The sequence below is a fragment of the Bacillus sp. FSL R12-0074 genome, assembly GCF_038005725.1.
GTDB classification, from domain to species: Bacteria; Bacillota; Bacilli; order Bacillales; family Bacillaceae_G; genus Bacillus_A; species Bacillus_A mycoides.
Genome location: NZ_JBBOTR010000007.1, coordinates 1 through 12,470 on the forward strand (window position 1 = coordinate 1; position 12,470 = coordinate 12,470).

At 34.7% G+C, this 12,470-nt stretch carries 13 protein-coding genes and 1 pseudogene; 12 read left to right on the forward strand and 2 right to left on the reverse strand.

Annotated features, from left to right (window positions below; translation table 11 throughout):
• Positions 1–222: pseudogene (locus NSS97_RS30115) on the forward strand (collagen-like protein); the annotation flags it as partial.
• A 420-nt stretch (positions 223–642) separates the two neighbouring features.
• Here NSS97_RS30115 and NSS97_RS30120 read toward each other — a convergent pair.
• Positions 643–1,029: a spore coat protein gene (locus NSS97_RS30120; protein ID WP_341115353.1), complete on the reverse strand. Its 387-nt coding sequence runs from the start codon at positions 1,027–1,029 to the stop codon at positions 643–645.
• Positions 1,030–1,572: 543 nt separating this feature from the next.
• Between NSS97_RS30120 and NSS97_RS30125 the strand changes: the two genes are divergently transcribed.
• The 3 genes from NSS97_RS30125 to NSS97_RS30135 all read left to right on the forward strand — a co-directional run bounded on the left by NSS97_RS30125 (position 1,573) and on the right by NSS97_RS30135 (position 5,051).
• Complete coding sequence (locus tag NSS97_RS30125; RefSeq protein ID WP_107888087.1) at positions 1,573–3,042, forward strand: plasmid recombination protein; 1,470 nt, start codon at positions 1,573–1,575, stop codon at positions 3,040–3,042.
• A 240-nt stretch (positions 3,043–3,282) separates the two neighbouring features.
• Entirely contained in the window at positions 3,283–3,972 is a 690-nt protein-coding gene (locus tag NSS97_RS30130) for a hypothetical protein (protein ID WP_044740979.1), read from the forward strand.
• A gap of 878 nt (positions 3,973–4,850) precedes the next feature.
• Positions 4,851–5,051 carry a cold-shock protein gene (locus NSS97_RS30135; RefSeq protein ID WP_000434815.1) on the forward strand — a complete coding sequence of 67 codons (201 nt, stop codon included), beginning with the start codon at positions 4,851–4,853 and terminating at the stop codon, positions 5,049–5,051.
• A gap of 640 nt (positions 5,052–5,691) precedes the next feature.
• Here the strand turns inward: NSS97_RS30135 and NSS97_RS30140 are convergent.
• A complete protein-coding gene (locus NSS97_RS30140; protein WP_341115357.1) occupies positions 5,692–6,042 on the reverse strand; it encodes an SH3 domain-containing protein in 351 nt (116 codons plus the stop codon).
• 128 nt (positions 6,043–6,170) lie between these two features.
• Here NSS97_RS30140 and NSS97_RS30145 point away from each other — a divergent pair, with 128 nt between their 5' ends.
• The 8 genes from NSS97_RS30145 to NSS97_RS30180 all read left to right on the forward strand — a co-directional run.
• Positions 6,171–6,782, forward strand: a complete 612-nt coding sequence (locus NSS97_RS30145; RefSeq protein WP_341115359.1) for a TetR/AcrR family transcriptional regulator — start codon at positions 6,171–6,173, stop codon at positions 6,780–6,782.
• Between the two features lie 304 nt (positions 6,783–7,086).
• Complete coding sequence (locus tag NSS97_RS30150; RefSeq protein WP_341115360.1) at positions 7,087–7,695, forward strand: DUF3967 domain-containing protein; 609 nt, start codon at positions 7,087–7,089, stop codon at positions 7,693–7,695.
• A 160-nt stretch (positions 7,696–7,855) separates the two neighbouring features.
• A complete protein-coding gene (locus NSS97_RS30155) occupies positions 7,856–8,053 on the forward strand; it encodes a hypothetical protein (RefSeq protein WP_002069099.1) in 198 nt (65 codons plus the stop codon).
• Between the two features lie 331 nt (positions 8,054–8,384).
• A complete protein-coding gene (locus NSS97_RS30160; protein WP_341115361.1) occupies positions 8,385–9,323 on the forward strand; it encodes a collagen-like protein in 939 nt (312 codons plus the stop codon).
• 503 nt (positions 9,324–9,826) lie between these two features.
• On the forward strand, positions 9,827–10,261 hold the full coding sequence (locus NSS97_RS30165; RefSeq protein ID WP_341115363.1) for a helix-turn-helix domain-containing protein: 435 nt from the start codon (positions 9,827–9,829) through the stop codon (positions 10,259–10,261).
• A 365-nt stretch (positions 10,262–10,626) separates the two neighbouring features.
• Positions 10,627–11,043, forward strand: a complete 417-nt coding sequence (locus tag NSS97_RS30170; RefSeq protein ID WP_341115364.1) for an alpha-ketoglutarate permease — start codon at positions 10,627–10,629, stop codon at positions 11,041–11,043.
• Between the two features lie 160 nt (positions 11,044–11,203).
• A complete protein-coding gene (locus NSS97_RS30175; protein ID WP_341115366.1) occupies positions 11,204–11,362 on the forward strand; it encodes a hypothetical protein in 159 nt (52 codons plus the stop codon).
• Positions 11,363–11,963: 601 nt separating this feature from the next.
• A partial coding sequence (locus NSS97_RS30180; protein ID WP_341115367.1) for a collagen-like protein occupies positions 11,964–12,470 on the forward strand: 507 nt, incomplete at its 3' end.

The window sequence follows — 12,470 nt, forward strand, 5'->3', positions numbered from 1 at the left end:
ATTGGCCCGTCTAATATTCCGAATATTGTACCAGCTGCGAATCAACCACAATCTAGTTTCCAACATTATACTCTTGTTGTGTGTATACCTGCCGATGTGACTACAGCATGTGTTGCTTTCCAAAATATTGCTACAGGTGGAGAGGGAGCAGTAGCTTTTGTTGACAATGTCGTATTTCAACCTACTGGTGGACCTTGTACTTCATGTTCACAAAATTTCTAATATATTGATGCATTTGCAGTTATTTGATGAGATTTTTAGTATAAAAAAGAGAAGGATTATACAAATCTTTCTCTTTTTTATTTATGGGGCAATGTCCTGAAAATGCGGATTTACAACATTAAGCTGTTTAGATTGTTAAAAATGAAGAGTTTAATAATTGTATTGAAAGTAAACTAATATTTAAAAGTTTACGTTAGAACTTTTAAATATTAGTTGCATAAAATAGTGTGAAATTAAAAGAGTATTAAAGTGGAAAATGGTATTTTTTTTCAGACAAAAAGCCTAGTGGTTACTAGGCTTTTTGTTTAACTTATTTATGTTTTACATAATAAACTCCAAAGTAAACTTCTATGTATTAGTTTACATTCGAATCATCAAAAAAGAGTCCTATTAATTTAGGACTCCTTTTAATTTAATTTTTTAAATGAAATTTTGAGGTACACATTCACGAACACCAGAATTTCTCAATGAATTAAATAAAGCTGCACTGATTCTTAATAGGACGTTGTTATCAGTTCCATCTTCTAAATCATAGATTACAAAGTATGCATTATCGACTGTAAAAATACATTTGCGTTCTAATTTAAATCCAGGTGGTACAGTTGGAAATTCATCACTTGGTACAATTACAGGTGTATCACCTTCATCTCTGATAAGATTGAAAGTTTGCTCGTCAATTTCGTAGATATTAACTGGATCAATTTCTACACCTTTATTTGGAATTGTAATTTCATCTTCAACTAATAAGAAAAAACGTTGGTTTCGAAAATTGAAAAGAGATCTTGCTCCGATTTCAAATGATGCCATTTTATATTCGCCTCCTTAGCAACTTTTTAATAGATTTAAAGTCGCGTTTACATAATATGTTAGATTAATAGGTTTAGTTACGGCATGTACCTACGTAAATTAAGTGATGTTGGTTTTATAGAAAAAGAGAGAGCAAAATGAAAGTAATCAGTAGAGGCGGTTGCGTGTGTTGGTCAATCAAAACGGACCTAGCGAAGCGAAGGGAGTATTTGACTTGACCAACTAGACTACACCCGAACCCTCTTGGTATTGAACAAACGGCTGTTTGTTCCTGCCAACCGGCGAGGGAGCCCCTCAAGGATTGAGGGGTTGGGGAGTTGGATAGAGGGGGTCTGGGGAAGAGTTCCCCAGTGGGTTTGGGCAAAGCCCACGGTTTGTTTTGCCATGTTAAACATGGCTCGGCATAGCCGAAAAGCGTCGCAGACCCCTATCGATTTTGATGCGTAAGCGTCAAAATAAGTATAGGGTTACGTCAATTGACACAATTTCGTCGCCTTGCTAGACTTATTGTATCAATTAATCTAGGGAAAGTGGTGGCACTTTATGTTGTTCTCTATCTCATTTAATCAATCTCACCAAAGTTCATTAAGCCATAATAACAGAGAAAACATTTATGGGAATCCTGGCATCGATCCATCCAGGTTAGACGAGAATATCTACTTTGTTCAAAAGGATATCCGAAGTGTATACAAAGATGTCTTTCAAGAAGCGGTGGACAAGTATAATGAGAAGCAAAAACGAAATGACCGTAAGATTCAGGACTACTATGACAAAATACATAAAAATGAAAAGACACATGAGCAACGAGAATTGGTTGTAGCGATTGGGGAAGGTAAAGACGACCCAATGTATAGAGAGGCGAAAAAAGAAGCACTGAAGCGCTATGCTGAGGCGTTTCAAGAGCGAAATCCAAATCTAGTAGTTTATAACATGGTTTTACATGATGATGAAGCCAATCCACATTTACATATTAACTATGTACCGAATTTCGAAAGTAGTCGAGGATTAACGAGGCGTGTCGGAATGGATAGAGCTTTGCAGCAACAAGGTGTAGAAGGAACGGGAAGAAAGTTAATTGCACATTGGAGAGAATTAGAAACGGCCTATATTGAGCAATTAGCGAAAGAACATATTCCGAATTTTGAACGTGCTAATGTAGGTTCACATAAATACATGAAAGTCCGTCAATACAAAGAATATGCAGAAACAAGATCAATTGTTGAGAATCAAGTACAAGAAAAAGAAACGCAATTACAAACGATTGACTATCATTTAAAAAATGTTGAAGAGAAAACAAACGAATTAGAAGTAGCGAAAAAGAGTTTAGAAAGTGATGTCGTTGATAAGTACAAAGAATTAGAGATAGTAAAACAACATGTAGAGAGTGAAAGTGAAAAACTGCAGCTAATTGGCGAGTGTCATGTAGAGTTGGAAAAAAGAGTAAAACAAATACAAGAAGAATTAGATAGTGCTACGGATCAAGTGCCAAATGAGCCGGTTGTAATTCCGTTTTTGCGTAAAGAAGTAATAACACAAGTACAGGATAAAATGATAGGGAAAGCTGAAATTTCGAAGAAAGAGACAAGAAATTATGTATTATCACCGGAGCAATATCAAGAATTTACAAAACAAGTGAATGCAGCGGTTATTCTCAAAAAGGATTATGTGCGTTTGAAAAAAACAGATTTTGTGAAAGAGAATGAGAGTTTAAAAGTGCATGCAGAGGGATGGATGGAAGAGAATCGAACATTGAAACGAGAAAAAAGTCAGTTGCAAAAAGAAGTAGGCACATTAAACACTGAAATAAGCTCATTAAAAGCTCATATAAAGGATTTGCAGATTAATATAAGGGTTTTGTATCAGCAAACTAAAAAAACCTTTAAAGATAAATTTCAGACGTTTAGAGAGCTTATTAAAAATGAACTAGCTAATAAAGGTGTAAATAATCAATTTGAGCGTGAACATAAAAGAGAAATGGCTAGTAGACAACGAGGATTTGATAGGGATTGTTAGAAGATATTATGATGAATTTAAGTAAAATTTTTGGGAAACTTTGTTTGACAATATCTTGAGGACATATGTGTGATAAAATAAAAACGAGCCATGCTGGAACATGGCTCGTTTCAAAGGGTATTCAATGAAAATACCTAAAATTTAAATGTCTGGTTATAGATTATCATAATTTGATTCATAATCAAATAGCAAAAAATAGGTATTTTTGTTGATTCCCTCAATAGAGGAGGAATCGACAAAATGAAAGATGAAAATGAACAAGCTTTAGGACAAGCTTTAAATCAAGCTAATAGAAATGCTAGAAAAAGAGATTTCGAGAAAGATGGAAAACAAAGAGATCAAGCTGAAGAACTTAAAAAATCTCTTTTACAACAGTTAAAAGAATTAACTGGAGAAGACCATTATGTTGGAACTAATAAAGATCCATTTGCTGGAGAGCCTTTTAATCAGGTAATGCATAGAAATTTAGATTTATTGAATAGTATTGGTTATTTAACTCAAGCTGAAGAAAGTTTTTTATTTAGAATTCAAGCTTATTTGGAATTTAGAAGTAATGTCATTATTTGTAGAGATGATAAATTCAAAAAGAAACGAAAGAGCGTTGAGGATGATTTTGAGTTACCAAGAGCGGCAACTGTTTCTGAAATTGCTGAAATGATAGGGAAATCAAGGCAGAAAACATCAACTGTTATGAATTCATTAAAGAAAAAAGAAATTTTACTTAATCCAGAAGGTGCTGGGCAAATTATTGAAAATGGTCGTACTGTAAGTCCTAGAACATGGATAGTAAATCCTTACATAATGATTTGTGCACCTCGAAAAAATGAAGTGAAACTTGATAAATTAACGATGAGATTGTTTCAACATTCTTTGAAAAATCTTCAAGATCAAAATGGTAAAAAAGTAAAATTACCAGCTAGATTTTTTTAGACTGTATCAAATTGATACAGTCTTTTTTTATGTGTTATATCCATTATTTAGGTGTCACGAAAAGGTGACAAAAAACAAAAAAGTGTCACCTTTTCGTGACACCCTAAAAAGTTCATTAAACCCAGTTATATCAAGGGATTTTCATGCTTTTTGTAACTACTCTCTATTATCACTATTATTAAAGAGCTAAAAGTTCCGCAAGGAACAGGTAGTATTTTTGAGAAAAAAACGCTCAAAAATCTCCACCCTCAGAATTAAAAAGTCGGTTCGTTAATTCTCACCTAAAGGCTATTGCCTTTCTTTTTAATTCTGTCCTTGCAAAACTTTTTTCGGCTCGTGTGCTTTTCTCGCCAAGCCGACAGACAAAAAGCAAAGTAATGGTTCTCGACTTGGACTAGCAAGTATACGAGCCGAACCGCTTAGATCATTCGTCCTAAGATAATTCTTATTCTAAAAATAGATACGTAATACGTGGGGTTTCGTCCCCACACGACGAGCCAGCACTCTAACCAAAAAAGCAAATTTCAAACCAAAAAACCAGAACAAAATCACATTAAGTAAAAAATAACTCGATAATATCTAATTTTATCAGTTGTTGAATGTCTGAAAAAAATCTGACCAATGATATTGTTGAGATCCTTTGGTAACTTCTTGCTGTGATGACTATCATAGTGACTTTTTCTCCAGCAACCACTATTAGTGGCTAGTTACCATAAGGACTTATTTTTGAAATTTGCTATTTTTTAGAAAATATGTTAATCTAAGAATGACCTATTTTTGTTCGGTTTGAGATTAAGAATAAATTTTGTTTTTCGTCTAAGGTATTTGAGCAAGGGTAGTAACACATGTGTGGGTATCCATACTAGGAGGCAACAATTATGGAACAAGGTAAAGTAAAATGGTTTAATGCAGACAAAGGTTTTGGATTCATCGAGCGTGAAGGTGGAGAAGACGTATTCGTACATTTCTCAGCTATCCAAATCGACGGTTTCAAATCTTTAGACGAAGGACAACGTGTAACGTTTGGAGTAGAACAAGGACAACGTGGCGCACAAGCTACTAATGTTCAAATAGCTTAATATTAGCTGATGAAAGACCCTCTTGTAGGGTCTTTTTTTGATTTTGTTGCAATATTCCGAATACAACTTTTTTAAGGGGGTTTGGGGTGCTTAACTTTTAATGAAAAAGAAGACGTTAGAAATCATAATTTTAGCATTATGGGGTACCGCCAACAAAACGCGAATTTTGTACGCTAAGCAAAAAAAAAACAATAAGCTGTCCAAGTGGACAGCTTATTTACATAATTTTCGTTATCAGAAGCATAATACCCGTCTCTTTAAGGAATTCTCTACTTACAGTTTTACTTAAGGATTCGCCTTCTTCAACTTGTCTCCCTGAAAGTTCCTAAGTATCCGAACGCCAATGTGTTTTGACTAGTAAAACTTTATCATTATTGTTAGTTACATATGCAAAAACGGAAACTATATGTTTCGGATAAGAATGGACCTTACCGAATCAAAGTAATCTCTTACTTACTTTGATTTTCTATATTTATTTTCTACAAAATTAAATGATTACCTCTTAAAGGGATAGCGTCCCGAAAATGCGGATTTACAACGTTAAGTTGTTTATAGCATTTTCGGGACGCTATCCAGCCTTATTTGAAGCAAAATTAGTTAAGTATTAATAGGGTAAATCCGCAAAATCCTGATGCTACCCTTATTGGCAAATGTTATATAATGTTGTGTGAGATACATAACCTGTCTTCCCGTTATAGGTAACTTTTAACCACTGATTAGAATTACTGTAATGACCTTGAACATACTCACCTTTTACCCATGTTCCAGTAATTTTCTTACCACTAGGAAATGTGTATAAAACAGACGATCCGACGCTGGAAAAACTGCGCATTTTTGAACCATATATACCTACCGTACCTCCTTTTGTGCAAGCTGTTATTACAGTTTCATTTTCAGTGGTATTCGTAGCCGCGAAAGCAGATCCACTAAATGTAAACAAACTAAACATAAAAGCTGTTAGTAAAGTACAAATAGATAAGCGACGTAACAAAATAAATTCCCCCTTTTTAATATAGATGTTATTAATACTAACTAGTCAGTATTAATTAATTTATTGTATGCTGAGGAATACACTAAAATTAATTAAATATTCAGTTTCATTTTCGGAAAGGGGGTACTATGGTGAATTATCATCAAAAACAATCAGAAAATACGATTAACAAAATAATGCAATCGGGGATTGAATTATTTTCTAAACAAGGCTATTCTAGGACAAGCATTGATCAAATTGTAAAACATGCTGGATACTCTAAAGGGGCTTTTTATGTTCATTTTCCCAACAAAGAGGAGTTCTTGCTAAAGTTGATAAAAGAAGGTATAGATTTTTATTTTGAAGATTTAAAGGAAGCTCTTAATGGAAAAGATCAAGATTTGCTAAATACATTTAAAGAATACTCCATGCGTTTAGTAAATGAGTCTTATGAAAAGGGGTCTTCTCCTATGCTTCTCCAAGGATGTATGGTTTCGAATGAATTACCACAAATAAAAGAGATGCTTATTCTTCAGATGGAGGAATGGAGGTCATTTCTTACACATTTTTTTCAAAAAATGAAGGACGAAGGTATTGTCGGAAGTCCATTAGATGCTAGAACTTTAGCAACAACAAGCATGGCTATTTTTAATGGATTTAATTTGCAACATTTTGTAGACAATCGAATTCAAATACAGGACATGCTAAATGTTTTTATTGAACTCCTTCAAATTCAAGAACCGAATAGAAAAGATGAATAAGAGTATTGTGTCAATTGAATTTTGTATATTGTATACATGTTTAGTTAACATAACGCATTATTATCGGTAGCAAATATTTTGATAGAAACCTTGTTTTTATGGGATTCTTTTCTCTTTTCTAGTAAAATTGATATGCATGATTTTATACATGGTTGATATAGCGGGGATTCTTGGTATTCCCGCTATTCTTTTTTTGCATAAAATCTTGTATAAATAAAAAAGATTTTGAAACAAGTGATACGTGAATTATTAGGAAAAAGGGTATATCATTGCTATAGCGAATATATTTTTGAGGTGAGACGCTATGAAGACGTTATATAGTCCTGGCGAAGTGGCAGAGCAATTAGGTATCCAATCTAGTACATTACGTAAGTATGCTGATGTACTAGAAAAAGAGGGTTATACTTTCATAAAGAATGAACGTGGGCATAGGAAGTATAGAGAAAGTGATGTAATGGTGTTTCGTAAGGTTATCAACCTAAAGAACGACACAGACATGACATTAGAAAACGCCACAAAACAAATAGTATCATGGCATCAAGGCGTTGAGGTATTGCCATTAGAGCGACACGAAATTAAGCGCTATGAAGAACCGGATTTCAACGCTACAACGCTACAGACGATGCTTCAAGATCAAAATGAGGTCATTGAAAAGCAAAATGAATTACTACACGAATTAAACAAACGTTTAGTCGAACAAGACCATCGATTCGCACAAAGAGAATCAGAGTTATTGAGCGCTATACAAACGATACAGGAATCCCAAACGCTTATAGCGACAAATACTAGTGGAGATGTAGCGAAGAATCAGGGACGCGATGAAATGCTTATGCAAACAATAAGGGAAGTCCAGGAAGTTAAGAAGATGATTGCAGCAAGTAAAGATAAGAAATGGTATGAGTTTTGGAAATAATCTTTTAAAATTTGATTAATTATTTTTCGCCACCTCTAAAAAATATAGAAAAATGAATATAAAAGTAAAGCTTAGAGTCATATGAGAACCCTGAGCTTTTTTGGATACTACTGATAATCGGATTTTATGTGAACTAAATCTTAGGAAGAAGGAATTGAAAATGAATAAGAAATGTCCTAATTGTGGTTTTAGAGAAATCAGGCAAGATTCATTAGATGTCCAAGCATGTTTAAGACTTATTAGTACGAATAACCTTTTTAATCAATTTTCAAGTGTGATTGCTGATGTTTGCACGGAGTGTGGTAACATTTTATCTATGAAAGCAGAACATCCAGAGTATTTTAAAGTAGATAAATAAAAATTACTAATAATACAGATTATGTGAACGAAAAATCCCTTTAGAAGGAAGATCTAAAGGGATTTTTTTTTTAGATTTTGAGATATATGGACTGCTGATAAGTGGGGTTATGTTAACTATACATTTATACAGTATATATGTGAAAAATGTTTTGGAGTGAATATATTTTTTTAATAGTACCGTTCATATTTGAAAATGTGAATTAGGGATTAACTGTATGATTCTACTGTGGTTTTCATAGGTGCTTTTCTTACACTTATATTTGGAAGGTTCATATGCTGTGGTGTAGGTATTTAGAAAAGTTGTTTTCTTTATAAGGTAGGTGAGAACTATGAGCAAATTTAAAAAAAATAGATGTATACCGTTTCAATGTTGTTTCCCTTTACCTGAAATTGGTCCAACAGGACCAACGGGAGCAACCGGTTCGACAGGAGCAACCGGACCATCAGGTGGTCCACCAGGACCAACGGGAGCAACCGGTTCGACAGGAGCAACCGGATCATCAGGTGGTCCAACAGGACCAACGGGAGCAACCGGTTCGACAGGAGCAACCGGATCATCAGGTGGTCCACCAGGACCAACGGGAGCAACCGGTTCGACAGGAGCAACCGGATCATCAGGTGGTCCACCAGGACCAACGGGAGCAACCGGTTCGACAGGAGCAACCGGACCATCAGGTGGTCCACCAGGACCAACGGGAGCAACCGGTTCGACAGGAGCAACCGGACCATCAGGTGGTCCACCAGGTCCAACGGGGGCAACCGGTTCGACAGGAGCAACCGGACCATCAGGTGGTCCAACAGGACCAACGGGGGCAACCGGTTCGACAGGAGGAGTATTAGATTTTGCGGATTTTTATGCGTTGATGCCCCCTGATAATGCTGCAACAGTTGCAGCCGGTGGAGACGTAGATTTTCCAAGAGACGGACCTTTTAGTGGGGCGGGGATTGCACGTACTGGTGCTGATACATTTAATTTGTCTGCAATCGGTAGTTATCAGGTCTTGTTTCAGGTGAGTGTGACCGAAGCGGGTCAACTAGTTTTAACTCTTAATTCCGGAGCAGGAGCTGTTGAATTAGCTTATACGGTAGTTGGTCGAGCAACTGGTACTTCTCAGATAGTAGGAATGGCTCTTGTGCAAACATCAGTCATCAATTCAATACTTACTGTACGAAATCCTGCTAGTGAATCCACGGCACTAACGATCACTCCTCTGGCTGGAGGAACAGAGTCTGTTTCAGCGCATCTTGTTATTACGCGACTTAGATAACAGCGAAAAATAGAATTGCATAGGTTGTAGGCTATAACTATGAAGTTAAGGGAAATGTTATAAAAGTCCCTTTAAATCTTTTGAGGGGATTTTTATAGATTTTTAGATATAGTGATTTCTGCTAACGGAAACTATGTAAAAAAAGCTAGCATAGATCTAGTTTTTTTCTTTTTTTTAAGATGTTCTAATCTCTTTATTTATAGTGTTTTGAATGTATACTCTCGTTAGTGATTTTGGAGAAAATGAGTGAATTGAGATAAAGTCAATAAATTCAAGAAAATGAATGTAAACTAATATTCAAAAGTTTACATTCGAGAAAAGTAAAAAAGAGTCCTATGTTTATGGGATTCTTTTTTTAATTTCTGATAACATTGTATTAATTAAATATAGAGGGTGATTTAGTAAGGATTTAAATATGTAAACCATTAGTTTACATATATTAGATTAATGGTTTCTTTATTGATTAAGGGTTTATATGTAATGATTTCTTAGAGGTGAATAATATGAATTTAGGTTCGCAATTGAAAAAGCTTCGTGAATCAAAAAGCTTTTCACAAGAAGATGTGGCTCGAAAGGTTGGAGTGACTAGACAAGCTGTTTATAAATGGGAGAGCAATAAAAGTTATCCTGATATTGATAATTTGATTTTACTTAGTGAATTATATGAAGTAACAATTGATGAGTTAATAAAGGGATCAGAGGATGCTAGGGAGGAGTTAGATAAAAAGGATAAGGATGAGTGTGAGGACGATGAGGATGAGGATGAAAATGATTTTGGCTTTTTTATAGGTATTATTCTTATATTTATAGGGATATTTATTGGAATTGAAGGAATTTCTTTATTTATAACTATATTGGGAATGCTGATGATGGTATTTTATAGTGATGTAAAAAAAGCAATCATTAATGAATTTAAAATAAAAAGAAGACCGAACTAGATTGTTTTTCTAGTTTGATCTTCTTTTTATTTTATGTAAACAAATATCTAAAAGTTTACTTTCAAATCAGAAAAGGTTAGGTCCTCGATAGGCTTCACCCCAGCCATAAACCTTACGATCAAAAACAAAGGGTAACTCAATTATCAAACTCATATAAAGTTTCAATTCTGTCTAAACACCCATTAGGATATGCAACTGATTATCTATTTTTCTTTACATAATCTCCAGATACAGTCCATATCAACTATAGATTCTTGTCTTATGCTAAATGTAATCAAAAAGCAAGTAGATAAAGATAATGATTAAAACATTAACTCTAGATACTTTTTTGATGAATATTACAAATAAACAGGAGGTAATGAAAAATGATTAAAACATTATTAGCAGGAGCACTTTTAAGTACAGGATTGGTAGCGGGAGGTGCAGCAGGTGCAGATGATGCGAAAATGGACAATTTAAAGTCAAATGAAAATAGTTCCAATCAAGTAATTACACAGAGTGCAGATGGAACAACGTCTTTCTCACAAAACTTTGATTTACCTAAAGATGCAGTGCCAGCAACTCCTAAAGGAGATGTAAAAACTGTTGAAAAATCAGAAGGTACGGGTACAGATTCTCAAGTAGGAAAAATGGTACCGACAAATGAAGGTACAGAATCAAAACCTGGATTTGAAATGGGAGCCCCTGAAAAATCAGAACATGTAAAAACTGTTGAAAAATCAGAAGGTACAGGTACGGATTCTCAAGTAGGAAAAATGGTACCGACAAATGAAGAAAATTAAATAATATATAGTTATAACGAAGAGCATCCAAAAAGTGGTGCTCTTTTTATATGATAGGGATCAACTAGTTTTACTCAATATAGAACTGTAGGAGGAATTGAGGCTAGAACTTGAATTAAACTTTTATACTAAAATATATATAGGAAAAGGTGGAAGTTCATTGCGCAAAATTATTTATGGAATATTAATTTTAATTTATACTTTGTATTCATTTTTTGTAAGTGATGGAAGCGAAGTAAGGTTTATTATGGTGTTAACTATAGTACTTATCTTTTCTGTGGTTTTAGAAAAAGGGAATGTAAAAAAAAGGATTGATTAAAGGTCGTTTTTTTAACACTTTTTAAAGATATCTAATGTAAATTCTAATTTAAAAGTTTACTTTCAAATTAGAAGAGGTTATCCCTTGGTTTCACCCCAGCTATTGCATCACACTTAAAAACAAGGGGAGAAGACCTGGATGGGTAATTAATACAAAAAGACGAAAATCTCTACAGTCTGTTTTTGGTCAATTGTGATTCTTTTTTAAAGGGATTAATTCATCAGAAATAAAAAAAGAGTGTTTTTGTAAATAACACTCCCCAACTATTTCGCCATTCATTTTTACCAATAGGTCCAACAGGAGCAACAGGAACGGCAATAAAACTAGCATTTGGATTATTAACTACTTTACTTAGATAGTTCAGACTGCTATATCTAACACAAATGTTAACTTTCAGGAGGGGGACCTCCTTTTATATATTGAAAGCCATTTGGAGTTAATCCATGTTCCTTATACATTATGAAATGGGTTTATCATTGTGACATAAGGGCTTGCTTTTAATATTAATTTGAATTTTTATAGGTTTTTTTTCTATACTTGTACGTTTGCGGATGCATAAGTTATAAGGTGTAAGTGGGTGAAAGATAAGGTTGGTGTATAAATGAGTAAATTTGAAAAGAAATTTCATATTCCGTGCGAATGTTTTGGTCCCCCTTTACCTCCACCTGAAATTGGCCCAACAGGTCCAACAGGTCCAACAGGTCCAACAGGCCCAACAGGTTCAACAGGCCCAACAGGCCCAACAGGTCCAACAGGTCCAACAGGTCCAACAGCAGTAGGTTGTTGTCCATGTACTAATATTCTTGACAACCCTGGATTTGACGAACCACCATTAGTAGGCGATCTAGTTCCAGGTTGGAATCAAATTGGGGATGTTACAGAAGTAGGTTTTCCAAACGCCCATAGTGGTCGTATTCTTTCAAATGGGACGCTTAGTATCTTAGCTGCGTCAATTGAACCGGGTGGAAGTATTAATCAATTGGTTGATGTTGGCGAAGGTTGTTGTTTTACGTTTTCTTTTGCTGCGGATATAAGGGATGGTGCATTTCTTATAGCTTCTGTATCTTTTCCAGAACTTGGACATGGATGTCCTCCTCTCCCTGCAACT

Excerpts from the sequence above, each read along its gene's own strand:
- NSS97_RS30120 (WP_341115353.1), bottom strand. The coding sequence starts at position 1,029 with ATGGCATCATTTGAAATCGGAGCAAGATCTCTTTTCAATTTTCGAAAC.
- NSS97_RS30125 (WP_107888087.1), top strand. The coding sequence starts at position 1,573 with ATGTTGTTCTCTATCTCATTTAATCAATCTCACCAAAGTTCATTAAGC.
- NSS97_RS30130 (WP_044740979.1), top strand. The coding sequence starts at position 3,283 with ATGAAAGATGAAAATGAACAAGCTTTAGGACAAGCTTTAAATCAAGCT.
- NSS97_RS30135 (WP_000434815.1), top strand. The coding sequence starts at position 4,851 with ATGGAACAAGGTAAAGTAAAATGGTTTAATGCAGACAAAGGTTTTGGA.
- NSS97_RS30145 (WP_341115359.1), top strand. The coding sequence starts at position 6,171 with ATGGTGAATTATCATCAAAAACAATCAGAAAATACGATTAACAAAATA.
- NSS97_RS30150 (WP_341115360.1), top strand. The coding sequence starts at position 7,087 with ATGAAGACGTTATATAGTCCTGGCGAAGTGGCAGAGCAATTAGGTATC.
- NSS97_RS30155 (WP_002069099.1), top strand. The coding sequence starts at position 7,856 with ATGAATAAGAAATGTCCTAATTGTGGTTTTAGAGAAATCAGGCAAGAT.
- NSS97_RS30160 (WP_341115361.1), top strand. The coding sequence starts at position 8,385 with ATGAGCAAATTTAAAAAAAATAGATGTATACCGTTTCAATGTTGTTTC.
- NSS97_RS30165 (WP_341115363.1), top strand. The coding sequence starts at position 9,827 with ATGAATTTAGGTTCGCAATTGAAAAAGCTTCGTGAATCAAAAAGCTTT.
- NSS97_RS30170 (WP_341115364.1), top strand. The coding sequence starts at position 10,627 with ATGATTAAAACATTATTAGCAGGAGCACTTTTAAGTACAGGATTGGTA.